A 23,908-nucleotide genomic window follows, 5' to 3' on the forward strand; every position below is an offset into this window, starting at 1 on the left:
ATGGACCGTACATTGAAAGCCCTGTCGCTGCTGCTGAGCTACCCCTCAACGGAGTTGCAGGCGGCGATGCCAGAAATCGCGGACGTCCTGGCAACGGATACGCGCATCGACGCAAGCCACCGCGCGGCGTTGCAAACGCTTACCGAAAACCTGGGGCAGGGCGATATCTATGCCCTGCAAGAGGGTTACGTGATGCTCTTCGACCGCTCGCGGAGCCTGTCGCTCAACCTCTTCGAGCACGTCCATGGCGAAAGCCGGGACCGGGGCGGCGCGATGGTCAGCCTGATCGAGACCTACCGGGAGGGCGGGGTCGAGCCCGCCACCACGGAACTGCCCGATCACCTGCCGGTACTTCTGGAGTTCCTCTCCATGCGGCCCTTTGCCGAGGCACAGGACATCCTCGCCGACGCGGCGCATATCCTCGACGCGCTCGGCACGCGGCTGGAGCGGCGCGAAAGTGGTTATGCCAACGTTTTCAAAGCGCTGTCGCAGCTTTCTGGAACGCAGCCCGACGCCGAGGCATTGACCGAGATGCTGGCGCAGCCCGACGACGACCCGACCGATCTCGAGGCGCTCGACGCGGTCTGGGAGGAAACCGAAGTTACCTTTGGCCCAGACCCGAACGCAGGCTGCCCGCAGGTCCGCGACATGCTGGCGGGCATGGACGCCCCCACCACACCCCTGAACAGGAGCGCATGACATGTTCGGCAATTTCGATATCAATTTCATCATCTTCGGGGTCATGCCTTATGTCGCGCTGACGGTGTTCCTCGTGGGCTCCGTCGCGCGCTATGAACGCGACCCCTTCACCTGGAAAAGCTCGTCCAGCCAACTCTTGCGCCGCAAGCAGCTGGTCTGGGGATCCATTCTGTTTCACGTCGGTATTCTGACGGTATTCTTCGGCCATCTGATCGGTCTCTTCACGCCGATCTGGGTACTGGATGCGCTCGGTGTTCCCTATGGTCTGAAACAGTGGATGGCGGTTCTGATTGGCGGCCCGGCGGGCATCGCCGCGCTGATCGGCTCGACCATGCTGTTGCACCGGCGGCTGGCCGATCCACGCATTCGCGTGACCTCGACCATGCCGGATATCGTCATCATGGGGCTGATCTGGCTTCAGCTTGCCATTGGCCTTCTGACTATCACGCAGACGCTCCAGCACATGGACGGGGCCGAGATGGTCCGCTTCATGACCTGGTCGCAAAGCGTGGTGACGTGGAACGTCAACGCCTGGGTCACGGTGGTGAATGTGCACTGGCTTTACAAGCTGCACATCTTCCTCGGGCTGATCATCACCATCCTGTTCCCGTTCACGCGGCTGGTGCATATCTGGTCGGGCTTCGCCGCTCCGTTCCGCTACCTTCTGGCGCGCTCGGGCTACCAGATCGTGCGTTCGCGCCGCCGCCGCCCGCTGGACGAACGTCGCCGCGCCTTTGACAAACGGCAGGGCGAGAGCAGCCCCGCAACCACGACCCCGGCGGAGTAAGTGCGATGAACGTGGCTCTTTTCCCCGATGTCGTCGTGAACGATGACACCATACCCTCGGCGGCGATTGCCGCCGAGGCCCAGAACCACACCGGTCCGCGTGAAAAGCCCGGCATCGCATGGCGCAAGGCCGCGCAGGCGCTGGCGATCCGTGCGCTTCTATTGCAGGAGGCAAGGGCACGCGGGCTGGTCCCTGACCCGATGGAACTGGCCCCCGGGCGTTTCGAGACCGAAGAGGAGGCGCTCATTCGCGCGCTTCTCGATGAGGCGCTGAGCATTCAGCCCATCACCGAGGAAGCGGTGCGTGCCGAATGGTCGAAAGACCCCGACCGCTACCGCTCGGCCCCGTTGTGGGACGTGTCGCATATCCTCTGTGCCTGCGACCCGCGCGATGACGAAGAGCGTGCGTCAGCCGAGAGACGGGCAACGGCGCTACTTGCCAAGCTGGATGGTGAGGCCAAGGGCTTTGCCTCAGCCGCCCGCGAGAGCGATTGCGGATCGAAGAATGCGGGTGGTCACCTGGGTCAGCTTGGCCCCGGCGACACCGTGCCGGAGTTCGAGGCGGCCCTGCGCGGCTTGCCCGAAGGCGGCATGAGCCCGGCGCCGGTGCTGTCACGCCACGGGTGGCACATCATCCGCCTCAACGCCATCGCGCCGGGGCAGGTGCTGCCCTACGACACCGTGCGCCCCAAGATCGCGCAGGCGCTGGAAAAGGCGGCCTGGGCGAGGGCATCACGGGATTTCGTCGAAACTCTGGCCCAAAGCGCAAAGATCACAGGCGCAAGCCTCGCTCCGATCTGAACCCTGCGAAAGGACGCGGCATGTACCCTCCAGTTCAGACGCGCAGCCGACCCGGCCTCACGTCAATCGACCCAGGTCTGCTCGCCGCTCCGATCGACTATTTGCATGCCGTGCACCTTCGAGAGCGCGAGGTTTGCGCCATGTTGGACCGGATCGCCGATTTGGGCCGTGCATCGGGCACCGAGACAAAGCCCATCATGTCTTTCCTTTCGGATGAGCTTCCACTCCACCTTGAAGACGAAGAGACTGACTTGTTTCCGCTCCTGCAAGCGCGCTGCTCGGAGGAGGATGAAATCGACCGCCTGCTCAAGCGGCTCAGCACAGATCACAGACATGCCGATTTCGATACGCCGAGGATCACGGCCATACTGCAGGGCGCAACGCCCGAAATCGAACCGACGGCCTGTGCCGCGCTTCACCGATATGCCGATCATGCAAGACGTCACCTGATCCTGGAGAATGCGATCCTTCTCCCCTTTGCCCGTCTGCGTTTGAACGCCGGGGACCTCTCGCGGCTTCACGCCGGCATGGCACGTCGCCGTGGGATCGCAAATGATGTGAAATCCGAACCGAAAAGGGGGCTTCGTAATGACGATACATAGCGCAATTTTGAAGGCCGAATGCGGATGTGACGGCTACGACAAGCTGGCACCTCTCATCGGTTTCGACGAGGCCTTGGGGCGCATCGCTGCCCAGGCCAAGACGGTCGGGCGGACCGAGGCCGTTTCGCTGGCCGATGCGCTCGGTCGTGTCCTCGCCCATCCCGTCCGCTCCCGTGCCTTGGCGCCGGCCTTCGACAACGCAGCGATGGATGGCTATGCGCTCGACACCTCGACACTGATCGGAGCTGGTCCATGGGATCTGCGGGTGGTGGCCCGGCTTGCTGCCGGACAAACCCCTGCCGCTCCCCTCTCCGGTCCGACCGCCGCCCGCATCTTCACCGGCGCGCCGGTTCCCGCGGGCGCCGATGCCGTGGTGATGCAGGAAGCTGTCCTTCGGACGGGCGAGGCGGTCCGCCTGTTCGAACGCCCCGCGCCCGGTCTCAACATCCGCCGCGCGGGCAGCGACATCGCGGCGGGCGCGACCGTTCTCGACGCGGGCCGCAAACTGGGGCCGCGAGACATTGCCGCCTGTGCCGCCGCCGGCGCCGGCGTTCTGCGCGTCCGGCGCAGGGTGCGCGCCGCCCTGCTGGTCACGGGCGACGAGGTGCGTCGCGCCGGGGGGGCGCGAGATGCCGGACAGATTTGGGACATTAACACGCCGATGCTCTCGGCCTTCCTTGGACTTGCGGGTGTTGAGATCGTTCGCGCGTCGCACGGCGACGACGATCGCGATGGGCTTGCCCGGCAGATTGAGGAATTGGCCACATCCGTCGATCTGATAGTGACGACGGGCGGGCTTTCGGTGGGTGAGGAGGACCATGTGAAGCCCGCACTCGCCACGCTCGGGGGTGACATCGTGTTCAGCGGAGTCGCCGTCAAGCCGGGCAAACCCGTTTCCTTCGGGCGCATCGGATCGGCCTTCTGGCTAGGGCTGCCCGGAAATCCGCTGTCGGCCTATGTGACGTGGGCGCTTTTCGGAACCGCGCTTGTGCGGGGGCTGACCGGGGAAACGGGGTTAGCGCAACGCCGCCACGTCGTGATCGCCACCGCCATCCGGCGAAAGCCGGGGCGCTGCGAACTCAGGCCCGCCACCTTGGCCGGTTTCGACGGGCAAGGGCGTGAGGTCGTCCACTGTGACGACACAATCGATTCAGGTCGTGTCGGGCACCTTCCCTCCGCAGATGGCCTGATCTTCCTGCCCGCCGACACGGATGTCCTGCCCGCAGGGGCGCTGGTCGAATTCCAACCCTTCTGCCCGAATTGAGGACCCATGTCATGACTCTTGCCTTCACGATGGCGCCCGGACGTGGCGACACGGACCTCCTGCTCGAACGACTCGCCGCGCGCCTGGCCGTTCAAGGGGTGCGATGTGCCGGCACCGTCCAGATCAACACTGAACGCGCCGACACGCGCCCCTGCGACATGGATGTGCGGGTGCTGCCTGACGGGCCTGTTCTGCGCATCAGCCAGGGCCGGGGACCGGAGGCGCGCGGCTGTCGCCTTGACGCGGACGCGCTGGAAACAGCCGTAGGACACGTCGCGGCGCGCCTGATGGCCGGGGCAGACCTACTGATCATCAACAAATTCGGAAAGCACGAGGCCGAAGGACGCGGCTTCCGCGAAGTGATTGCTTCGGCGGTTGAGCTGGATGTGCCGGTGTTGGTGGGTCTGAATGCACTGAACCGCGATGCGTTCGAGGCATTTTCCGACGGGGCGGCAATAGAGGTTGCACCCGATCGGACAAGCCTGGAGTCTTGGGCGATGTCGGTCGTTGCCTCCGAGCTGACCGATATCTGAGCATCAGAGCCACCAGCTTCGGAAAACGGCAGGTGTCGGCGCTACCGGGGGGGCGATTCCGTGATGCGCTCGCGATCAGTCGCGGGTCGGCGTGAGACCGGCAAGGACCGTCCGCCGCGCAAGCACGGCCAACAGATCTGACCGGGTCACGATCCCGTCCAGGCGGCCCGCTGTCACCACCGGCGCGGCCTGGACGCCGCCATCCGCGAGAAGGTGAACGAGCACTCCGATGCCATCCGCCGGTGCAACGGTGCGCAGGTCGGTTGTCATCACGTCACGCGCAACAAGCCCTCCGCGCACACTGTCCAGCATCCCGAGGAGCGCCGAGGCAAAGCCGTCGTGGCGAAGGGTGGCATCGCCGCGGGCACGTTGGATCAGGTCATTCTGTGTAATGATCCCGCAGAGCGTGCCGTCCGGTTCCACCACGGGAAGCGTCTTGAAGCGGTGTTCCCGGAACAGGTCGGCCACGCGCCCGAGCCGCGTTGCGGGCGTCACCGTAACCACGTCCCGCGACATCACCTCGGCGCAGGTCAGGCCGTCGAAGTGCTGGCGCGCGGCCTCGGCCTCGGCAGCGGCCAGGATGCGGCCGAAATCCTCCGCACCGATATTGGCGCTCAGGTTGTATCGGTCCAGAACCGCGGCCAGATCATCACCCGATAGCCCGAGGCGGCGTTCCGGATCGACGTTGTCGGTTGCGTGGCGGCTGGAGATGGCGGGCTGGCGGAAGGGATATTTGCGTCCGGTGGCCCGGTTGTAGAGAACCGCCAAGCCGACCAGCAGCGCCGTGTCGAGCAAGACGGGCGAGGCAGCGAAACCCAGGCCGAGCGTTCCGCCTTCGGGCGTGGAAAGGACCGTCGTCAGTGCGACCGCCGCCCCGGGCGGGTGCATGGCGCGCAGCGCCGCCATCGCGGCCATGGCGAGACATACCGCGAGGCCGGCGCCAAGTTCCGGTGCAAGGCCGAGGCCCGTCACCGCAATGGCGGCAATCGCCGAGACCGTATTGCCGACGACCGCAGACCAGGGCTGCGCGAGTGGCGAGTTCGGCACGGCGAAGACGAGGAATGCCGTCGCGCCAAGAGGGGCGATCAGCAAGTATCCGGATGCCATGCCTCGCCAGGCTTCCAGCATGACAAGAAGGATGCCGCACAGCGCGAGCGCCAGCCCGGCCCCCAGAGCCGCCCGCAATGCCTCGCGCCACTTCGGGCGCGACATGGCAGGTCCAAGCGCGCGTAGAATCCGGCGAAGATAAACGCGAGCCCGAGGGGCAAGACGCGGCTGAGGAACTGTTTTCCTGATTCTTGAGCCAAGGCCGTCCTCAAATTCGGACACCGATGGCCTTTCGGCTTTCAAATTAACGGGCATTGGTTCAATCTCACTCGGAAAGGGGCGGCCATGACGCCTGACGAGTCCAGAAACTCATTCTTCTCATTGTTCTTCGCTCCTGAACTGCTCGCATGGCAGGGGCGGATGTCCTTGCCGGTCGTCTTCTGGGGATATGGCGTTGCGGTGAGCATGGCTCTCGCCATCCTGCACGCAACTGCGCTCGATGCAGGACAATTGGCGTTTCAGCAAGCGCTGATCCTGACTTCGGCGGCCTATACGGTCTGGATACTGGTCGCAATCTGGCGCTGCGCGCCGAACGCCAGTCCGTTCTGGGGCACTCTGGCGCGATGGCTGACCGTCGCCTGGGGGTTGAACACAGCCCTTGTTCTTTTCTTTCTCCAGCTTGAACTGATGCTCAGATATGCGCGGGGATGAGGGGCCCGAACCCGAGAACGGAGCCGCTCGGTCTTCGGGCCTGAGCCGGCTTCTGCTCGATGGCGCAGCGTCGCTCTTTCCAGGTTATTTCGCGCTGGTGATGGCGACCGGCGTGGTGTCGATCGCCTGCCATTTCATGGGGCCGCGCCCGGTCGCGCTGGCGCTGATCGGGGTCAACTGGATCGCCTGGCCGGTGCTCTGGGGCCTGACGATCCTGCGCGCCTTGCGGTTCCGCGCAGTGCTGCTCCGCGACATCTCGGACCATCAGCGCGCGCCGGGGTTCTTCACCATCGTTGCGGGCACCTGTGTGCTGGGCACGCAGAACGTGGTGGTGATCGGGGCCACGGGCGTGGGCGACGCGCTGTGGTGGCTTGGCCTGATCCTGTGGTTCGGGATCATGTATACCTTCTTCACCGCCGTCACCGTGCGGGCGCGCAAGCCGACGCTGGCGCGCGGCATCAACGGCGCCTGGCTGATCGCCGCGTTCTCGACCCAGTCGGTGGTGGTGCTGCGGGGGGTGATCGACACGGGCGCGGCCCCGCCCGAGGCGATCCAGTTCCAGGTGATCGCGATGTTCCTGATCGGCTGCATGCTGTATCTGGCGATCATCCCGCTGATCTTCTACCGCCTGACCTTCGTGCCGATGAACCGCGAGGATTTCAGCCCGCCCTACTGGATCAACATGGGCGCGGTGGCGATCACGGCGCTGGCGGGCTCGATCCTGATCCTGCGCGCCGAGACCTGGCCTCTGCTGGGCCCGCTCTTGCCGTTCATCAAGGGCTTCACCTTTTTCTTCTGGGCGGTGGCGAGCTGGTGGATCCCGTTCCTGTTCGGGCTGATGCTGTGGCGCTACGTCTGGATGCGCGACCGTTTCACCTATGAACCGGCGATCTGGGGCATGGTCTTTCCGCTGGCGATGTACACCACCAGCACCTATCAATTCGACCGCGCGATGGGCTACGGCTTCCTCGACCCGATCCCGGAGGTGCTGGTCTATGTCGCCCTCACAGCCTGGGTGCTGGGGATGGCGGGGCTTGGACGGCGCATCGTGCAAGCCGGGCGTGCTGCAATGCGAGAAGCGCCCCGGGTTCCATGACCGTCGTTTTTGGAGGATGCGGGATCATCCCTTCGGTCGATTAGCATTGCGAGCGCCGAGCAGCTATTGCCGGACTCTTCGTTACAGACCAGACGTCAGTCTAAGCCCTCGACGATCACCAGATCGGTCTCTGCGGCCTTTTCGCGGATCCGTCGTGCGGCGGTGTAGGCCTCGGACTCATAGAATTGCTGCGCCGCTGCGAGCTCGTCGAACTCCACCACCACGACCGAGCCGCGCAGGCCACCCTCGCGGTAATCCCCATCCGGGTTGCGGACCAGAACGAGGCCGCCATGTTCGGCGATGGCCGGGCCCGCCATGCGCTTGAACTGTTCGTAGACGTCGTTCTCCTGCACGCGGATGTGGGCCACGACATATCCCTTCGGCATTTCATTCTCCCTCTGAACGATACCCGATGATCCGTCGCCTTTCGAACACCTGCAAGATTGAACAGGAAGAAACCACGATGCGCGTCCGTCTTGCGGCTTGTTTCAGCACAACAGGCCGGTATCAGGAAAGACATGGCCGACTTTTCCACTCCCATGCTTTTCGTGATCGCAGCGACGTTCTTTGCTGCGGGGTTCGTCAAGGGCGTAACGGGGATGGGCCTGCCGACCGTGGCGATGGCGGTGCTGGGCGCGCTCGTCTCGCCGCTCGCGGCGGCCAGCCTCCTCGTCATTCCCTCCCTTGTCACCAATGTCTGGCAGTTTCTCGCTGGATCGGATCGCAGCGCGGTGCTGCGACGTCTCTGGCCGATGATGGTGGCGATCTTTGCGGGGACGGCGCTGAGCGCCGGTCTCCTCGTAGGCGGTGAAACCGAAGCCACCACCACGGCGCTCGGTCTCGCCCTCGTCGTATACGCCGTCTACACCCTTTTCGCGCGGCAGTTGCGCGTTCCCCAGCGGGTCGAGCCTTGGCTCTCCCCGATCGTCGGAGCCGCCACCGGCCTCGTAGCGGGCGGCACCGGCATCCTCGTGATCCCCGCGGTTCCCTACCTTCAGGCGCTGGGGTTGTCGCGCGACCATCTGATCCAGGCGCTCGGGCTCTCCTTTACCGTCTCTACACTTGCCCTGGCCGCTGGACTTGGCGCGCGCGGCGCTGTCACCGTTGAGAGCGCGGGGTTGTCGGCGCTGGCGGTGCTTCCCGCGCTCCTCGGCATGTGGGCGGGCCGGAAGGTGCGAGCCCGGATCGACCCGATCTTGTTCCGGCGTCTTTTCCTTCTCGCCTTGTTGATGCTCGGCGTAGAGATGGTGCTGCGGCCGATTTGGTGAGACCACGCTTCCTCGGCTTGGCACCTCACGCGCCAAGGACAGCGAACGCCAGGCCGTCAGACCGAGGCCCGTCGCCTGACGCAACGGCTATAGCTCGCCTGTCTCCCTCAGCGCGTTGACCACACGGTCGGCCATACCAGCGCAGCGCGCGCCGTCGAAGGGAAATACCGTATCGAAACCGCCGCGCAACTCTGCCTCCATCGCGGCGCGCAACCGGCGGCGGGCGCGGAACAGGCGCGTCTTCACCGTGATCGGGTTGAGCGAGAGATCGGCAGCGATCTCGCGGATCCTCACGCCCTCGACCTCGTGCAGCAGGAAGGGCAGGCGCATCTCGGAGGGCAACGCGGCCACCGTGCGTTCCATCAGCGCGCGCATCTGCGCCCGACCAAGGGCCGTCTCTGGCCTTTCGGAGCCAACGCCGGGGAACGACAGGACGTTGGCGGGATCGGCGGGCTCTTCAGTCACCGTATCGTAGCTTTCGTGAGGGCGCGCGCGGCGCTGTTGCATGCGCGCGGCATTGATGGCGATCCGGGTGATCCAAGTGGCGAAAGCCGCCTCGCCGCGGAATTGGTCGATCTTGCCGAAGGCGGCGAGGTAGGTTTCCTGCACGATGTCCTCAGCCTCCGCGTCGCTGTCGACGATGCCGCGCGCCACGCGGAAGAGGCGTGGGTTGAGACGCCGGACCAACTCGCGCACCGCCGCCTCGCGCCGGGCATCGTCCGTTCCGGGGCGGGCGGCGGCGACCAGATCGGCCTCTGATGTCGCGGGGCCGATCTCTGGCGTAGACGTCTTGCTGTGGGCGCGCAGGGTCATCGCGTCTCCTCGGGGTCGATGCGGCTTTGGTCAAGGATCGCCTCGACCGTTGGAAACGCCCGCAGCGCAGCTTCGGGCAGGTCATCTGTGTCCTGCGCCACACCGTGCCAGCCCAAGTCCGAGGGGCGGCTGACCACGATCCGGCCCACCATCCCGGCCATCTCGTGCGGCAGGCAGTAGTAGTCGTAGACCCCAGGCACCTCGAGCGTCACCTCGAAGCTCTCATCCGGCAACAGAAAATCGCTGTTCCAGGGAGCGGCTCCGTCGGGAATGCGTGCAGGCCGGTCGAAAAGCTCGGGATGATAGGCGGTGGCGGTGTGGCTGTTCACGGGGTCGCGGTTGACGAAGTGCAAGATCGTTCCGGGCGTGATGGCGAGGCCGATGGGATTATACCAGATGCGCTCGCCGCGCGGCGTGCCACGCATCTCGATCACTTCGACCTGTTGCGCTCGAAGCAGGGACGGCATCGCGAGGGTGGCGAGACCGCCACCCCCGGCCGCCAGGATGTGGCGACGTGTCCGCATCACTCGGCCAGACGCCCGCGCGCTTCATCGTCGTGGAACAGCACGACATGGGCGTGCGGCGCCTCGACGCCCGGATGGCCAGCGTTGTAGTAAATGTCGACGCTGGAGACATTGTGCGCGCCGACATGCAGATCGTCGTAGGAGATGCCGTTTGCGAGCTCCTCGAGCGGGGTCATGTAGACGGTCGCGGACAGGTTGCCGTCGCGGTCATAGGCCAGGAACGGACCGGCGGGCAAAGTTGCCGGATCGACGAAAAGTGTGCCGAGGCCGGGGATGAACTCGGGCAGCGGCAGGGCGTCGCTAACTTGGATGAACGGTGCGGGCGGCGGCGACTGTCGCAGCGCCTCCTCGTCATGGGCGAGAGTGGGCAGGGCGGTTGCGGCCAGAAGGCCGGCGGCGAGAGCGAATGCCTTGGTCATGGGTGGTCCTTTCGTGTTTCCGGTCGGACAGCGGCTTTTCCGCCGTCTCGCACCGTTGGATGCAGGCAGGCACGAAAGGTTCCCGGTGACGGTCGATTTAGTCAAAGAACCGTGTATCGAAGGTGCTCGACCAGCTCTACCGGCTGGCCAATTCAAGAAAGCGTCCCCTTTTCGCATGCAGGATGCAATCCGCCATGCTTCGCTGGTTTTCGGCCAGAAATCGGAATGCGTCGGCTTGAGCACACTCGGCAGGGCCGTGAAGTGCAGGTCAATTTTTGCAGCTTCGAATCAGCGATAGCCAACATTCATCACGTAATTGAACAACAGCTCCTCTTCCTTCTGAACGTCATGCCAGAGGATCTGAAGAACGTCGCGCGCGTTCAACACGCCAAGAGGCTTGCCGTTGGGATCGACGACCGGAATGTTCTTGAAGCCGCGCGCTTTCATCATCCCCCAGGCATCCTCCAGGCGACCCTCTGGCGTCGTCGTCGTGACCTCGCGGGTCATTGCCTCGATCACCGGTGCGGTACAACTGGCGCCAGTGCAGATTCCGATCTGGCGTACAGCGTCGGTCTTTGTAAGAACGCCGAGCATCCGGCCACCCGTGTCGCAAACCAGGAGCATATCCTGGCCGCTCTCCAGTAGCCGCGCCGCCTGCAACAGTGCTGCGTCGGACCCGATGCAGGACATCCGTTTCCGGGCTGTCGGAAGAAACTTCTCGATCGTCGGCATGGCTTTTCCAGTCTAGTCGTTCAACCCGAACATCAGGGTCGCGGCGATCCCCGCCACGCCAGCTGCAGCGCAGGCGATGTGAACGAAGGCGATCACTGCGAACCGCAAGCGGGAGTGTATGTAATCCTCGGCAACGACCTGAAGTCCGAGTGCGGCGTGGTGGAACGCTGCAATCAGCAGAAGGATCATCAGGATGGCGTTGACCGGCGCACCGAGCCAGACTGTCAATGCCATGTGGTCAGCCGCGGAACCGCCAGTCAGCGCCCAGACCAGCCACAATATCAGCGGCACCAATGCGATGGCCGAGACGCGCTGCGCCCACCAATGACCTGCCGCGTGTCCTGCGGCGCCGAGCCGATGCGCGGCGGCATAGGGGGTGACGCGGCGCGAGGTCATGTCACAACCCAGGTCCACAGGGCGGCGGTCAGGATCAGACTTGCCGCAATGACAGCCCAGCCACCGACATAGATGCTACGCAACTCGATGGCGTGAACGCTGTCCCAGATCAGGTAGCGGATACCATTGCAGAGATGATAGAAGCCGGCCCAAGACGCCAGGATGAGTATCACGCGCCCCGCGTTGGAGTGCAGGGCCGCCTGTGCGAACTCGAATGCCTCCGGTCCCGCGGCACCGGCCACCAGCCAGGCGGCAAGGCCGAATGCACAAAAACCCAAGGCCAAACCGGACAGCCGATGCCCAAAAGACATGACCGAGGTCAATTGTGGCCGGTAATTCTGCATGTTCGGGGATTGCGGGCGGGGATCACTCATTGGGGTCCTCTTCAGCCGCCGCGGTCCAGCATCATCCGCTTGATCTCCGCGATCGCCTTGCCGGGGTTGAGGCCGCGCGGGCAGGTGCGGGTGCAGTTCAGGATCGTGTGGCAGCGATAAAGGCGGAAGGGGTCGTCCAGCGCGTCCAGCCGCTCGCCGCGCCCCTCGTCGCGGCTGTCGGCCAGCCACCGCCAGGCAGTCAGGAGGGCGGCCGGGCCGAGAAAACGGTCGCCGTTCCACCAGTGGCTGGGACATCCCGAGGTGCAGCAGAAACACATGATGCACTCGTAATACTCGTCGAGCGCCGCGCGGTCCTCGGGAGATTGCAGTCGTTCACGCGCCGGCGCCGGCGTTTCGGTCTTGAGCCAGGGCTCGGTGAGCGCGTGTTGTGCAAAGAGGTGGGTCTGATCCGACACCAGATCCTTGATGACCGGCAGGTTTGCCAGCGGATAGATCGTGGCGGGCGCGGAAAGCTCGTCCATTGCGCGGGTGCAGGCGGTCCAGTTGGTGCCATCGATCATCATCGCACAGGACCCGCACACACCCTCGCGGCAGGACCGGCGGAAGGTGAGCGTCGGGTCGACCTTGGACTTGATCCAGATCAGCGCGTCCAGCAGCATCGGCCCGCAATCGTCGAGATCGACAGCGAAGGTGTCGATCCGTGGCGGGCCGTCACTGTCCGGCTCAAAGCGGTAGACGCGCAGGGTGGCGATCCGGGTGGCTCCATCCGGCTTGGGCCAGGATTTGCCCTCGACGATGCGCGAGGCCTTCGGCACGCCGAAATCGCGCGGCACCGGAAAGCGGCGCGGCCATTTCAGGCGGGGAACCTGATCGGAGCGTTCGACAATCATGTTGCCTCCGTCGATGTCATGGCCCCGGACGCGGCGCGTCGAAGCTGATGGCGACCGGGTCGCTGGCGGGAAAGGTGTCCTGCAGCGCCTGGTCGAGAAGGCCGTCAAGACGCCGCGCGGCTGCCTGTTGCCGGGACTGGCCGCTGGCACAGGTTGCGTCGACCGGCGTGGCGGCGTCTACCGCGCGCTCCTTTGCTCCGACTGGTCGGCAGGTTTCGCTGCACGGCGCAGGCTGATCCACCAAATGGCTTTCCTCCGCGGACATGATCCGGCCGGTCCGATCGAGCGTGACACGTTGTCCGGTCTCGGTCGAGCGGAACACCGTTCGGGGTGTGGCCGTGTCGCCAGGTCCCAGTTCATACCAGTAGCTGATCGCGGACACGCTCAGTGCGTCTTCAAACGCTTCGCGGGACAACCCGAAAGCTTTTGCAAGCACATGCATGTCGACCTCGGTCCGGTCGTTGGAGAGATGTAGCTGCATCATCGGTTCTTTCTCCTGGTGCCAAGTGTGATTCCGGGGAAGGCGCTCGGCGCTGATTGGCCTGGTATCCGTCGGGTCATCGATCCGGGCGTTCCAGGCGTTCGATTTCCCGGGCGTGGAAAGCACGCTCGGGTTCGTTTTCGCGCGGCCCGCGCGACAGGTCGCGGGCGAGATCGAAGAACCCTCTGGCGGGAAGGCCATCGGTGGCGCGGCTGACGGCGCGGGCCGCGATGAAGGGGCGGCCTGCGCGCGCATCCTCGCGCATGGTGTCCTCCAGTGCCCGGGTGATCCTGCGGACCGATCCGGGCCGCCAAAGCCCGAGCGCGCGTGTCAGCGCACCGTAGCTGACTGCCGGCGCGGAGGAGGGGAGCGCTTCGAGGTATCGCCGGACGCGGCTTGCCAGGGGAGGGTCTCCATCCCATGGCGCCTCGACCGAGGCACCGGACGGCGGCGCTCCCGGCGCCGGTCCTGCGATCGGGTAAGTCACGGGCCCGGCGCGATCGGCCACGCGCCCGTAGAACGGTTCGGTTCCAGCCTCGTGATCGGTCACGTCGACGATGGTCTGCACGTCGGGCAGGGCGGCACGCAGCGTCCGCTCGACCCCGCCGCGCAGGGTCAGTTGCGAGGCGGCGCATCCCTGGCAGCCGCCCGACATCCGCAGATGGACGACCCCGTCGGTCACGCGTTCGACACCGATGTGACCGCCGTGTCCCGCGATGGACGGATTGATGCGGCTGTCGAGCAGATCGCGGATCGCCGCCAGCATCTGCGCGTCGCGGTTGCCGTCGGCTCCGTCCGGCCGCGCGCCCAGGGGCTCCCCGGTGCTGGCGAGCACGGCGCGGATGGCGGCGGCAATGGGCGCCTTCAAGTCCTCCCAGCGTGCATCGGTGGACTTGCGCACATGGATGCAAGCGCCATCCACTTCCACCCGACGCACGCCATTCAAGGCGAACAGGGCGCGCGCCAGCGGCGCCTCCCCGGTGGTGCCGTCGGTGGTGCCGTCGAACGTCGCCGAGCCCGCGCCGTTCCGGACCGGCGCATCGAGCAGGAAGCGCAGCGTATCGGGGTCCCGCGGCGACGACTGGGCCCGGATGCGCAGAGGGGTCACCGTGTCAGACATCCTCGGTTTCAGCCCCCTGCATCCTGCGCACCGCCTGATAGGTGTAGATCCCGCTGCCGTGACCGTCGCTGAACGCGATGCCGATGGCGTAGTTTCCCACGCTCCAGATCCGCGTCGGGGCGACGGTCAGCGGAACCGCCTCCGGATCCAGAAGCCGCGCGCCGGTGACCTCGTCGCGGCAGGCCTCACAGGGGCAGGCAATGCGCAGATCACGCGCGGGAATGCCCCGGGTTTCACCGTCCGCCCAGAGAATCTCCAGGCCCGCCGCGCCAAGGTCGAACGCGCAGGGAAGGTCCTGCGGCCCGCCGGTGGCCGGGACCGGTGCGGGCTTGCCGGCGCCCGTCGCGACGTTCCAGTCGAAGGGCAATGCGACGCCGCCGGCCGCTGCCTGCCCGGCCGAAAGCGCCGCCGCGATGCGGCAATAGGCCTGCGCGGCGGGGCTGTCAGGGTGCGCCACCACCAGGGGCACACCGTCATCGCCGGAATCGACGATGGCCGGGTCGAGCGGCACCTTGCCCAGGAACGGAACCCCGAGCTCGGTGGCGATGGCGGCACCGCCACCCTGGTGGAAGATGTGGCTGACCTCTCCGCAAGTCGGGCAGGTGAAGCCGCTCATGTTCTCGATCACGCCGAGGATCGGCACATGGACCTGTTCCATCATCCGCAGGCCGCGCCGCGCGATCTTCAGGCTGACATCCTGCGGCGTGCTCACGACCACGGCGCCGGTCAGCGGGAACGACTGCGCCAGCGTGAGCTGGATGTCGCCGGTTCCCGGCGGCAGGTCGAGCAGCAGCATGTCGAGCTCTCCCCACGCGACCTGTCCGACGAACATGCGCAGGTATTTCGTGACCATCGGACCGCGCAGGATCGACGGCTGATCGTCGTCGGTCAGCATCGCCATCGAGATGATCCTGACCCCGTGGGCCTCGGACGGCATGACGCGCCGGTCCGGCCCCATCGCCGGCGGCGCGTTGCCGGAGATGCCCAGCATGCCGGGGATGGACGGTCCGTAGACATCGGCATCGACGATGCCGACACGCAGTCCGGCGCGGGCCATGGCAACCGCGAGGTTGACGGTGACGGTGGACTTGCCGACGCCGCCCTTGCCGCTGCTCACCGCGATCATACGGCGGGGACCGGCTGGCGCGGTCGCGGGCTGTGGCTGTGTGGTCATGGCGATGGCCTTTCCTGTCTTGCGGCGGCAATCATGCCGAAATCCTGCGGCCGGATGATCAGCTCAGCCAGCGTATGGCGGTCCATGACGGCCATGAAGGCGCCCAGGGCCTCGGTCACGATGCCCGGCAGGCGGCAGAACGGAGTGATCGCGCAGGCGCCGGTGGGCGAGAAGCACTCGACCATCTCGAAATCGGGCTCGGTCAGGCGCAGGACGTCGCCGAGACGGATCTCGTCGGGGGATTTGCCAAGCGTGAACCCCCCGGCGCGGCCGCGCTGCGAGCGCAGGATGCCCGCACTCGCCAGCACGCCCACGATCTTCATCAGGTGGCCACGCGACATTCCGTAGCTCTCCTGTGTCTCGTCGATCGTCACCAGCCGCTCGGGATGCGCCGCCGCAAAGAGCAGCACACGAAAAGCGTAGTCCGACATCATGGTCAGCCGCATGTCGGTTCTCCGATCCGGGCCTCGCGCCGCGTCGCGGCATGGTCCGGGTCCGGCAGGGATCCGAGATAGCGATCCACCGCCGCCGCCACCTCGCGCCCCTCGCGGATCGCCCAAACGGCGAGCGACGGGCCGAGGCGTGCGTCGCCCGCCACGAACACCCCCGGTGCAGCCGTCATGCGGCTCTCGCGATCGGCGGCGACTCTTCCTTGCGGCGACATGTCCACGGCCCCGCCGGTCAGCCCGCCTGCCGCCTCCACCGTGAAGCCGAGCGCGTTGATGACGAGGTCGGCCGCGACCTCGAACTCGGACCCCGGCACCGGCTCCGGCTGCTTGCGCCCTGCACGGTCCGGCGCGCCCAGCCGCGTGCGCCGGGCCCGTACTGTGCGGACGGACCCGCGCTGGCCGAAGGCATCGGGCTTCGAGGCGACCACCTCGACCGCCACGTCGGACAACGCCTCAGGTTGGCTCTGCCAGCCGAACTCGGCGCCTTCCTCCTCGGCATGGCCGACTTCCCGCGTCGATCCGGGCATGTTGGCGCGGTCGCGGCGATAGAGGCAGGTGACACCCTCGGCACCCTGCCGGACGGCCGTGCGGACGCAATCCATCGCGGTGTCGCCGCCACCGATCACCACGACCCACTTGCCCGCGGCGTCGATCGCGGGCGCCGCCGTCTCGCCGATCAGCGCGCGGCTGGACGACACGAGGTAATCCATCGCCGGGATAACCCCGGCCAGATCCTCGCCCGGCAGGTCGAGCCTGCGCGGTCGGTAGGCGCCGTAAGCCAGCACGATGGCGTCATGGCGCGCGGCTAGGTCCGCGAAGGCAAGATCGCCGCCCAGTACCCGGCCACCGTGAAAGACCACGCCGGCCTCGGTCAGAAGCGCCGCGCGCCGCGCGATCACCTGCTGCTCCATCTTGAACTCGGGGATGCCGTAGGACATCAGCCCGCCCATGCGGGCATGGCGGTCGTAAAGGTGAACCGCGTGCCCCGCGGCGCGCAGTTCCTCCGCCGCGGCCATGCCTGCCGGCCCGGCCCCGACGATGCCCACGCTGCGGCCCGTCAGCCGGGCTGGCAGGCGCGGTGTGACCCAGCCGCTGGCCCAGGCGGTGTCGCCGATGTGGCGCTCGACGGCGCCGATGGTGACCGTGCCGTGGCCTGCCTGTTCCAGCGTACAGGCCCATTTCGCCTCGCAAAGCCGGTCCTGCGGGCAGATCCGGCCGCAGATCTCGGGGAAATTGTTGGTCACTTGGGCGAGGTGATAGGCCTCTTCCATCCGCCCCTCGGCGGTCATCTTCAGCCAGTCGGGGATGTTGTTGTGCAGCGGGCAATAGACCTGGCAATAGGGCGTGCCGCACTGCTCGCAGCGCGATGCCTGCGTGGCGGCTTCGTCCGGTGCGAAATCGGGCAGGATTTCGAGGTGATCGCGCACCCGGTCCCCGGGGTGGCGCTTGTCGGCCATGCGCCGCGCGAGCGTGACGTATTTCTGCATGCGGTCGGGCATCGGCACCTCCTTTGTCCATCCCTCCATAGTCGATTAAAAAATATTGACAATATTTCTTTATTGGCAGACCATCGCGCCGTGCTCAGAAGAGGAACATGCGATGACCGCCACCGCCGACACCACCACCGCCGCAGCCGACACATCCGGGCCCATCATCGTCGACCTGCGCCCGATGATCCCGCCCCAGCGGCACGCGACGGTGTTCGCCGCGCTCGACGCTCTCGCGCCGGGCAGCACATTCGTGCTAATCAACGACCATGCGCCGATGCCACTGCTGAACCGGATCGAACAGATCTGGCCGGGCCGGTTCGAGCATGAATTCCTACGCGACGGGCCCGAGGTCTGGCAGGTCGCGATTGCCCGCACGGCAAACCGCGAGGGATGAAACATGCGCCATGACAAGGACAGGACGATGCAGCTCGAACGCACCGGAAACGGGTTCCAGATCGATGCCGTTGACCTGGGGCCCCTGCTCGGCGTGGCCCCCGAGGAGGTGCAGCGGCTGATCCGCGAGTGTCAGATCTCCACCCTGTGCGAGGAAGGACGGGACGAGGACGCGGGCCGCCACCGGATCACCTTCCGGCACCGGGGGACGCGCGTCCGGCTTACGGTGAACGACGCGGGTGAGGTGCTGCTCCGCACGCGCACGACGGTCGCCCCGCATCCCGATGCACAAGTCCGCGCGACCGGGGAGGCGTAGCGCGGTTCAAGCGGGCGTCTCGAGGCGCGGCGTCCAGTCCTCCGTCCGCCCGCAGGCCAGCCGGCGCTCGGCCATCACGCGCCAGCGCTCGGGCAGACCGGGAAGTGCGGCGAAGGCCGCAAGCGCGTCCCGGTCCAGCCGCTCGCGGTAGAGCAGTTGACCCACGCGGGTGAGGTTCCATTCGGGATGCGGGCGGGCGATGCGCTGCGCCGTCTGCCCGGCCCCGATTTCGCCAGGCTCCAGTACCCGAAAATACCAGCCACAGCGCCCAGTGTCCTGAACGCGGCGTGCCATGTCGGGCACTCCGAAGCGCAGGTTGAGCCGCCAGCAGGGCTGACGCGACTGGGTGACCTCGAGCAGCGCTGTGCCGAGCCGCCAGCGATCGCCGAGGCAGAGATCTGCCTCGATGACGCCTTCGACCACGAGATTTTCGCCGAACGCACCCGGTGCGAATTGATCGGCAAGGGCGGGCAGGTCTGCGGCCCAGTCCGCGTAATGCGCCATCGGGTAGGCGTGAACCGCCTTGTCGCGGCCGCCGTGATTGCGCGGGTCGCCCTGTTCATCACCGGCCATTCCCTCCACTCCAACGGCCACGGATCCTGGCGAGGGCGATTTCCGGATGCCGCTCGGAACCTGCCGCGGTCCGAGCGGCCGGACCTTTCCGGTCCGCACCTCGGCGACCACGAACTCCTTCATCAGGCTGTTGCTCATGCAATCCTCGCGCGCATGGTCAGCGGTTATCCTTCCAAAAGTCGTTCGCCGCAGCCACAGTCGCGAAGTGTGTCGCGACGACTTGGCTGGAGGCGATCAGGGCATCGGCATCCTCGGCGTAGACCGGGCGCAACTTTTCGCGCACCGCAGGGTCGGGCTGGGTCAGGCCGACCGCCTTGCGCGCGAGAGTGAGCGCGAGTTCATAGCCTTCCTGTGGGGTCGCGGTCTTCAGGGTGGGGAGCCAGGTGGTCATCGGGCGTTCCTTCCGTTTCGGGTGGGGAGGCTTTCGGGTGATCTTCCGTTGTGAGTACACGCTGCGCGTTGCCTTCGGGATCGTCGAACTGGTCGGTCCTCATTGCCCAGAAAAAGGCACACAGCCCAATCAGCCCCATACCAAGCGAGACCGGGATGAGGACCGCCAGCGAGGTCATGCGTCCCGCGCGCTAATTGCGCGCCAGGCATGCCAGGTTCCGTAACCGAGCACCGGGAAAACGACGATCAGCCCCAGCAGCCCGGTCGCGGCGCTAAGCGCCATACCAGCGGCGACGATCCCGCCCCAGGCCAAGCAGGGGCGCAGATTCTGGTTGGTCATGGCAAAGCTGAGCCCGAGTGCGGTCAGCGCGTCGCGCCGTTCGACCAGCAGCATCGGCACCGCGAACAGGCTGAGCGCGAAGGCAAAGGCGGCAAACAGCCCGCCGATCGCCGATCCCACCAGCAAAAGCCCCCAGCCGCGCGGCGTGACGAATACATTCGACAGTGCATCGCCCGCCCCAGGCAACGGCGCGTAGCCGAAGAACAGCGCATAAAGCAGGTCGGCCGCGCGCAGCCAGAACAGCACCAGCAGCCCCAGAAGCAGCCCGGCATAGGCCAGCTGCGGTCCGGCGGCGGGGCGCACCAGCAGCATCTGGCGCAGCGTTGTCGTTTTCCCTTCGGCGCAGCGGCGGGACAGCGCGTAGAGCCCTATGGCCAGGAAAGGCCCGACGATCAGGAAGCCCGAGATCGCCGGCAGCGCCAGGTAGAGCAACCCCGCGGCCGCAAGCCCCCACAGCACGGCATAGGACAGCGCGACGAGGAACCCGCCATAGGCAAGGCTTTGGCTGGGCGCGGCGCGGAAGTCGGCCCAGCCCGCGACAAGCCAGTCCAGCGCGGCCCGCGTCGGCAGATCGCGCGTTAGCATCGAGGCGGGGCGTTGCGGCGGGCGGACGGTAGGAAGCGGTTCGAGCATAGTCTGGTCCCTTCAGCAGGCGCGCCTGGCCGGTGTCGCGGCCGCGCTGTCGTCGACGGTCACGCAAGCGGTCTGCGAGGTGAACGCCGCCGACACCATCGCTGCCTTGTAGGCGAACAGCAGCGCCATCAGCGCGAGCGCACCGCCAATGGCGAGGCGCTGTTGCGTACGAGCCGTCATTGCGTGGCCTCCGCAGGGGTTCCCGAGGATACCTGCGCGGTCTCCGCCCCGTCCGCAGCGACATCGTCCGGCAGACGCGAGACGTAGAGCGACAGCGCGTTGATCTCGGCATCGCTCAGCCGCGCGGACCAGTAAGGCATCACGCCCTGCCGACCGTTCAGGAGCGTCGTCATCACGGTCTCGGAATCCTGGCCGTAGATCACCGCGTCGTCGACCAGCGAGGGCGCGCCGTTCATCAACCCGCCCGCGCCATCGTCGCCATGGCAGGCCGCGCAGTTTTCGACAAAGAGGGTGGCAGCTTCGCTGTCGGGGTCGGCCTCGCCCGACGGCATCGCGGCGACGTAATCCGACAGCGACGAAAGCTCCTCGGGGTCCATCCAGTCGAAGGCGGGCATCTGCGCCCAGCGGGTTTCGGGATGCGCGGCGTTGATCCCTACCTGCAGCGTCATGGCAATGTCTTCGGGCGCGCCACCCCAGAGCCAATAGTCATCGTGCAGCACCGGATAACCCGGCCCGCCGCCGCCCTCGCGACCGTGACAGGCCGAGCAGTTGTCCTGATACAGCCTGTTGGCCGCTTGCATCGCCTGCGCCATCAGCGCCGGATCATCCGAAAGGGCGGCGAAATCCGGGTTTTCGAATCTTCCCAGCCAACCTTCACGCAAAACAGCCAGCTCGCGCAGGTGATCCCGTGCCATTTCCTGTTGGTCGAGCCCCAGCAGCCCACGTGTATAATCGCGTCCCATCGGCCAGGCAGGCAGCAGGAACCAGGTGATGACAGAATAGATGACAGTCAACACGAGCGCGATCCCGGCGATTCTGGGAAACGGGGTATTCAGCTCCCTGATGCCGCCCCAGTCGTGGCCCGTGGTATCATAGCCGGTGACGGGGTCGATTTCTCGATTGCCAGTATGCGGGTCGGCACCGGGCAACGTCTTGGGATCGGTGCTCATGCGCGCTCCTCCGCATCAGCGTCGGGCAGGATCGAGCGCGCGATCCGTTCCTGTTCGACCTTCCTGCGCGGGTTGTAGGCGCGGATCAGCACGATCAGCAGGAAACCGCCCATCCAGATCGGCCCGAAGACCTTGGCGATCAGCACCAGCGTCTCATGGCTCATGGCGCGTCCTCCTCGAACATCTCGTGGGCGGCATCGGTCAGGGTGCCAAGCGATTGGAGATATGCCACCAGCGCGTCCATCTCAGTCAGACGGTCCGGATCGCCGTCGAAGGCACGCACTGCGATGTCGTCGCCGTAGCGGTCGCGGACGCCGTCAGCGCCGTCGGAATCGGGCCTGCTCTGGGCGCGCGCGTCGGCCATGGCATTGTCAATCATGGCGTCGTCATAGGGCACGCCGAGCCGGGCGAGTGTTGCGAGGTTGTCCTCGATCAGGCCGGTATTGAGATCGCGGGTCAGCCAGGGATAGGCCGGCATGATCGACACCGGGATCACGGCGCGCGGATTGATCAGATGCGCGACATGCCAGTCGTCAGAATATTTCTCGCCCAACCGGGCGAGGTCGGGCCCGGTGCGTTTCGACCCCCACAGCATGGGGTGGTCATAGGCGCTTTCCGCGGCTAGCGAATAGGGGCCATAACGGTCGAGCTCGTCGGCAAGACTGCGCACCATCTGGGAATGGCAGGCATAGCAGCCCTCGCGGATGTAGATCTCGCGGCCTGCCAACTCCAGCGGCGTGTGCGGGCGCATGTCATCGGGGATCACGACCGTTTCTTCGATGGTGAAAAGCGGTGCGATCTCGACAATGCCCCCGACGGACGCGACCGCGATGATCGCGGCTACCAGCCCCATGGAGACCTTTTCGAGGTTGTAATGCAGCTTCAACATCGGCTCACTCCGCAGGTTGGGCGACAAGAGGACGGTCGGTTTCGTCCACCTTGTCACCAGCGGCGCGCATCGTCGCGCGGCAGTTCAGGGCGCAAAGCACCGCGCCGGTCAGAAACAGCGCGCCGCCAAGTGTCCGGGCCGCGTAATATGGCAGCATCGCCTCGACCGACTCGATGAAGCTGTAGGACAAGGCACCGCCCTCGTCATAGGCGCGCCACATCAGCCCCTGGGTGATCCCAGCATTCCAAAGCGATACGACATAGATCAGCGTCCCGGTTATCGCGAGCCAGAAATGCCACTCGACAGCCTTGGGCCAGGCCATGTCCGCGCGCCCCCAGAGCTTAGGCACCAAGCTGTAGATTGCGCCGAAAATGATCATCGCCACCCAGCCCAGTGTTCCGGAATGGACATGCCCTACTGTCCAGTCGGTGTAGTGAGACAGCGAGTTGACCGGGCGGATAGCAAGAAACGAGCCCTCGAAGGTCGACAGGCCATAAAACACCGCCGCCACGAACATGAACCTCAGCACGGCGTCGTCGCGCACCTTGTGCCAGGCACCGTTCAGCGTGGCGATGGCGTTGCCCGCCGAGGCCCAGCTTGGCACCAGCAACATGATCGAGAACGTCATCCCCAGCGTCTGCACCCAATAGGGCAATGCGGTGTAATGCAGGTGGTGCGAGCCGGCCCACATGTAGAAAAACACGATCCCCCAGAAGCTCAGGATCGACAGCCGGTAGGACCAGATGGGCCGCTGCGCCCGTACCGGCAGGAAGTAATACAGCATCCCGAGGAACCCGGCGGTCAGGAAGAACGCCACCGCGTTGTGCCCGTACCACCACTGGATCATCGCGTCCTGCACGCCCGACCAGATCGTGAAGCTTTCGCCCGAACCCCAGGTGACGGGCAGCGCCAGGTTGTTGACGATGTGCAGCATCGCCACCACGAGGATGAAGGCCATGTAATACCAGTTGGCTACGTAGATATGCGGCTCAGCGCGGCGCGCGAGCGTGCGGATGTAGAGCACGAAATAGGTCACCCAGACGACGACCAGCCACAGATCGGCATACCATTCCGGTTCCGCGTATTCCTTGGACTGCGTCTGTCCCATCACGTAGCCGGTCGCGGCCCAGACGCAGAACAAATTGAAACCGATCAGCACGAACCACGGGCTGACCGCATCTGCCAGCCGCGCCCGAGACGTGCGCTGCAAAACATAGAACGAGGTGGCGATCAGTGCGTTGCCGCCAAAGCCGAAGATCACGCCTGAGGTGTGCACGGGCCGCAGCCGCCCGTAGCTTGTCCAAGGCACAACCGGTGTCGCCTCCGGCCAGTACATCAGCGCCGCGAGCCAGACGCCAACGCCCATTCCGACTACTGCCCAGATCAGCGTCATGACGATGCCGAAGCGGGTTGGCGCGTCGTAGTATTCGGCAAGGCGCCGCACAGGTGGCTCCGGATGGTCGTAGAGCGCACCGCCCAAGTAAAAAACTAGCGCAATCCCCAGAACGAGGGCGATGCCGCCATGCAGCGCCATCGGCCCGGTCTTTGCGACTGCCGCCATCAGCAGCCCAAGGATGGCAAGTCCCACGGAAAGCACCATGCCGATCTGGCGTT

General features: G+C 66.0%; 34 protein-coding genes. 11 read left to right on the forward strand and 23 right to left on the reverse strand.

Annotated elements, in window-relative coordinates; translation table 11 throughout:
* Genes narJ through ACSSV4_RS12560 form a run of 6 tightly spaced genes read left to right on the forward strand, consistent with a single transcriptional unit; the run spans position 1 to position 4,685 of the window.
* On the forward strand, positions 1-699 hold the full coding sequence (gene narJ, locus ACSSV4_RS12535; RefSeq protein ID WP_454275579.1) for a nitrate reductase molybdenum cofactor assembly chaperone: 699 nt from the start codon (positions 1-3) through the stop codon (positions 697-699).
* A 1-nt stretch (position 700) separates the two neighbouring features.
* Entirely contained in the window at positions 701-1,486 is a 786-nt protein-coding gene (gene narI / locus ACSSV4_RS12540; RefSeq protein ID WP_454275518.1) for a respiratory nitrate reductase subunit gamma, read from the forward strand.
* A 5-nt stretch (positions 1,487-1,491) separates the two neighbouring features.
* Positions 1,492-2,286 carry a peptidylprolyl isomerase gene (locus ACSSV4_RS12545; protein ID WP_454275519.1) on the forward strand — a complete coding sequence of 265 codons (795 nt, stop codon included), beginning with the start codon at positions 1,492-1,494 and terminating at the stop codon, positions 2,284-2,286.
* Between the two features lie 20 nt (positions 2,287-2,306).
* Positions 2,307-2,888, forward strand: coding sequence for a hemerythrin domain-containing protein (locus ACSSV4_RS12550; RefSeq protein ID WP_454275520.1), 582 nt, complete (start codon positions 2,307-2,309; stop codon positions 2,886-2,888).
* Entirely contained in the window at positions 2,875-4,152 is a 1,278-nt protein-coding gene (locus tag ACSSV4_RS12555; protein ID WP_454275521.1) for a molybdopterin molybdotransferase MoeA, read from the forward strand. Before ACSSV4_RS12550 ends, ACSSV4_RS12555 begins: the two co-directional genes overlap by 14 nt.
* An 11-nt stretch (positions 4,153-4,163) precedes the next feature.
* On the forward strand, positions 4,164-4,685 hold the full coding sequence (locus ACSSV4_RS12560; protein ID WP_454275522.1) for a DUF2478 domain-containing protein: 522 nt from the start codon (positions 4,164-4,166) through the stop codon (positions 4,683-4,685).
* 75 nt (positions 4,686-4,760) lie between these two features.
* Here ACSSV4_RS12560 and ACSSV4_RS12565 read toward each other — a convergent pair whose 3' ends face one another.
* Positions 4,761-5,897, reverse strand: coding sequence for an HPP family protein (locus tag ACSSV4_RS12565; RefSeq protein WP_454275523.1), 1,137 nt, complete (start codon positions 5,895-5,897; stop codon positions 4,761-4,763).
* 180 nt (positions 5,898-6,077) lie between these two features.
* Here ACSSV4_RS12565 and ACSSV4_RS12570 point away from each other — a divergent pair, with 180 nt between their 5' ends.
* Entirely contained in the window at positions 6,078-6,443 is a 366-nt protein-coding gene (locus ACSSV4_RS12570; protein ID WP_454275524.1) for a hypothetical protein, read from the forward strand.
* A complete protein-coding gene (locus ACSSV4_RS12575) occupies positions 6,430-7,539 on the forward strand; it encodes a tellurite resistance/C4-dicarboxylate transporter family protein (protein ID WP_454275525.1) in 1,110 nt (369 codons plus the stop codon). Before ACSSV4_RS12570 ends, ACSSV4_RS12575 begins: the two co-directional genes overlap by 14 nt.
* Positions 7,540-7,634: 95 nt before the next feature.
* On the opposite strand, the gene ACSSV4_RS12580 is transcribed toward ACSSV4_RS12575, so the two are convergent.
* Complete coding sequence (locus ACSSV4_RS12580; protein ID WP_454275526.1) at positions 7,635-7,925, reverse strand: DUF1330 domain-containing protein; 291 nt, start codon at positions 7,923-7,925, stop codon at positions 7,635-7,637.
* A 132-nt stretch (positions 7,926-8,057) separates the two neighbouring features.
* Here ACSSV4_RS12580 and ACSSV4_RS12585 point away from each other — a divergent pair, with 132 nt between their 5' ends.
* Positions 8,058-8,807, forward strand: a complete 750-nt coding sequence (locus ACSSV4_RS12585; RefSeq protein WP_454275527.1) for a sulfite exporter TauE/SafE family protein — start codon at positions 8,058-8,060, stop codon at positions 8,805-8,807.
* Positions 8,808-8,894: 87 nt separating this feature from the next.
* On the opposite strand, the gene ACSSV4_RS12590 is transcribed toward ACSSV4_RS12585, so the two are convergent.
* The 12 genes from ACSSV4_RS12590 to ACSSV4_RS12645 all read right to left on the reverse strand — a co-directional run bounded on the left by ACSSV4_RS12590 (position 8,895) and on the right by ACSSV4_RS12645 (position 17,639).
* The gene (locus ACSSV4_RS12590; RefSeq protein WP_454275528.1) at positions 8,895-9,620 is read right to left on the reverse strand and encodes an RNA polymerase sigma factor; all 726 of its coding nucleotides are present in this window, start codon (positions 9,618-9,620) and stop codon (positions 8,895-8,897) included.
* Positions 9,617-10,144 (reverse strand): cupredoxin domain-containing protein, encoded by a 528-nt coding sequence (locus tag ACSSV4_RS12595; protein WP_454275529.1) that lies wholly within the window; start codon positions 10,142-10,144, stop codon positions 9,617-9,619. The genes ACSSV4_RS12590 and ACSSV4_RS12595 overlap by 4 nt, the downstream gene beginning before the upstream one ends.
* Positions 10,144-10,563 (reverse strand): hypothetical protein, encoded by a 420-nt coding sequence (locus ACSSV4_RS12600; protein WP_454275530.1) that lies wholly within the window; start codon positions 10,561-10,563, stop codon positions 10,144-10,146. Before ACSSV4_RS12600 ends, ACSSV4_RS12595 begins: the two co-directional genes overlap by 1 nt.
* Before the next feature lie 288 nt (positions 10,564-10,851).
* Positions 10,852-11,295, reverse strand: a complete 444-nt coding sequence (locus ACSSV4_RS12605) for a CBS domain-containing protein (RefSeq protein ID WP_454275531.1) — start codon at positions 11,293-11,295, stop codon at positions 10,852-10,854.
* Between the two features lie 12 nt (positions 11,296-11,307).
* A complete protein-coding gene (gene sdhD, locus ACSSV4_RS12610) occupies positions 11,308-11,691 on the reverse strand; it encodes a succinate dehydrogenase, hydrophobic membrane anchor protein (RefSeq protein ID WP_454275532.1) in 384 nt (127 codons plus the stop codon).
* Entirely contained in the window at positions 11,688-12,065 is a 378-nt protein-coding gene (gene sdhC, locus ACSSV4_RS12615) for a succinate dehydrogenase, cytochrome b556 subunit (RefSeq protein WP_454275533.1), read from the reverse strand. The genes sdhD and sdhC overlap by 4 nt, the downstream gene beginning before the upstream one ends.
* An 11-nt stretch (positions 12,066-12,076) precedes the next feature.
* Positions 12,077-12,916, reverse strand: a complete 840-nt coding sequence (locus ACSSV4_RS12620; RefSeq protein WP_454275534.1) for a succinate dehydrogenase iron-sulfur subunit — start codon at positions 12,914-12,916, stop codon at positions 12,077-12,079.
* 16 nt (positions 12,917-12,932) lie between these two features.
* Positions 12,933-13,400, reverse strand: coding sequence for a DUF6522 family protein (locus tag ACSSV4_RS12625; protein ID WP_454275535.1), 468 nt, complete (start codon positions 13,398-13,400; stop codon positions 12,933-12,935).
* 73 nt (positions 13,401-13,473) lie between these two features.
* Positions 13,474-14,517 carry a NifU family protein gene (locus tag ACSSV4_RS12630; RefSeq protein ID WP_454275536.1) on the reverse strand — a complete coding sequence of 348 codons (1,044 nt, stop codon included), beginning with the start codon at positions 14,515-14,517 and terminating at the stop codon, positions 13,474-13,476.
* Positions 14,510-15,691 (reverse strand): MRP-like and DUF971 domain-containing protein, encoded by a 1,182-nt coding sequence (locus ACSSV4_RS12635; RefSeq protein WP_454275537.1) that lies wholly within the window; start codon positions 15,689-15,691, stop codon positions 14,510-14,512. The genes ACSSV4_RS12630 and ACSSV4_RS12635 overlap by 8 nt, the downstream gene beginning before the upstream one ends.
* Positions 15,688-16,137, reverse strand: a complete 450-nt coding sequence (locus ACSSV4_RS12640) for an RrF2 family transcriptional regulator (RefSeq protein ID WP_454275538.1) — start codon at positions 16,135-16,137, stop codon at positions 15,688-15,690. The genes ACSSV4_RS12635 and ACSSV4_RS12640 overlap by 4 nt, the downstream gene beginning before the upstream one ends.
* The gene (locus ACSSV4_RS12645; RefSeq protein WP_454275539.1) at positions 16,128-17,639 is read right to left on the reverse strand and encodes a glutamate synthase subunit beta; all 1,512 of its coding nucleotides are present in this window, start codon (positions 17,637-17,639) and stop codon (positions 16,128-16,130) included. The genes ACSSV4_RS12640 and ACSSV4_RS12645 overlap by 10 nt, the downstream gene beginning before the upstream one ends.
* A 100-nt stretch (positions 17,640-17,739) precedes the next feature.
* Between ACSSV4_RS12645 and ACSSV4_RS12650 the strand changes: the two genes are divergently transcribed.
* Both ACSSV4_RS12650 and ACSSV4_RS12655 read left to right on the forward strand, forming a co-directional pair.
* Positions 17,740-18,024 (forward strand): DUF2249 domain-containing protein, encoded by a 285-nt coding sequence (locus ACSSV4_RS12650; protein ID WP_454275540.1) that lies wholly within the window; start codon positions 17,740-17,742, stop codon positions 18,022-18,024.
* Between the two features lie 3 nt (positions 18,025-18,027).
* Positions 18,028-18,339 carry a DUF6522 family protein gene (locus ACSSV4_RS12655; RefSeq protein ID WP_454275541.1) on the forward strand — a complete coding sequence of 104 codons (312 nt, stop codon included), beginning with the start codon at positions 18,028-18,030 and terminating at the stop codon, positions 18,337-18,339.
* A 6-nt stretch (positions 18,340-18,345) separates the two neighbouring features.
* Here the strand turns inward: ACSSV4_RS12655 and ACSSV4_RS12660 are convergent, their stop codons facing one another.
* The 9 genes from ACSSV4_RS12660 to ccoN all read right to left on the reverse strand — a co-directional run bounded on the left by ACSSV4_RS12660 (position 18,346) and on the right by ccoN (position 23,894).
* Complete coding sequence (locus tag ACSSV4_RS12660; RefSeq protein WP_454275542.1) at positions 18,346-18,912, reverse strand: MOSC domain-containing protein; 567 nt, start codon at positions 18,910-18,912, stop codon at positions 18,346-18,348.
* 157 nt (positions 18,913-19,069) lie between these two features.
* Complete coding sequence (locus tag ACSSV4_RS12665) at positions 19,070-19,303, reverse strand: hexameric tyrosine-coordinated heme protein (RefSeq protein ID WP_306006850.1); 234 nt, start codon at positions 19,301-19,303, stop codon at positions 19,070-19,072.
* A complete protein-coding gene (ccoS, locus tag ACSSV4_RS12670) occupies positions 19,251-19,481 on the reverse strand; it encodes a cbb3-type cytochrome oxidase assembly protein CcoS (protein WP_370331538.1) in 231 nt (76 codons plus the stop codon). The genes ACSSV4_RS12665 and ccoS overlap by 53 nt, the downstream gene beginning before the upstream one ends.
* Positions 19,478-20,275, reverse strand: coding sequence for a DUF2189 domain-containing protein (locus tag ACSSV4_RS12675; RefSeq protein WP_306006849.1), 798 nt, complete (start codon positions 20,273-20,275; stop codon positions 19,478-19,480). The genes ccoS and ACSSV4_RS12675 overlap by 4 nt, the downstream gene beginning before the upstream one ends.
* A 12-nt stretch (positions 20,276-20,287) precedes the next feature.
* Entirely contained in the window at positions 20,288-20,455 is a 168-nt protein-coding gene (locus ACSSV4_RS12680; protein ID WP_306006848.1) for a hypothetical protein, read from the reverse strand.
* Positions 20,452-21,405 (reverse strand): cytochrome-c oxidase, cbb3-type subunit III, encoded by a 954-nt coding sequence (ccoP, locus tag ACSSV4_RS12685; protein ID WP_306006847.1) that lies wholly within the window; start codon positions 21,403-21,405, stop codon positions 20,452-20,454. The genes ACSSV4_RS12680 and ccoP overlap by 4 nt, the downstream gene beginning before the upstream one ends.
* A complete protein-coding gene (locus ACSSV4_RS12690; protein ID WP_306006846.1) occupies positions 21,402-21,569 on the reverse strand; it encodes a cbb3-type cytochrome oxidase subunit 3 in 168 nt (55 codons plus the stop codon). The genes ccoP and ACSSV4_RS12690 overlap by 4 nt, the downstream gene beginning before the upstream one ends.
* Positions 21,566-22,294 carry a cytochrome-c oxidase, cbb3-type subunit II gene (ccoO, locus tag ACSSV4_RS12695; RefSeq protein ID WP_454275543.1) on the reverse strand — a complete coding sequence of 243 codons (729 nt, stop codon included), beginning with the start codon at positions 22,292-22,294 and terminating at the stop codon, positions 21,566-21,568. The genes ACSSV4_RS12690 and ccoO overlap by 4 nt, the downstream gene beginning before the upstream one ends.
* Positions 22,295-22,298: 4 nt before the next feature.
* A complete protein-coding gene (gene ccoN / locus ACSSV4_RS12700; protein WP_454275580.1) occupies positions 22,299-23,894 on the reverse strand; it encodes a cytochrome-c oxidase, cbb3-type subunit I in 1,596 nt (531 codons plus the stop codon).
* Positions 23,895-23,908 lie beyond the last annotated feature (14 nt).

Source organism: Roseovarius sp. MBR-154 (assembly GCF_053628595.1).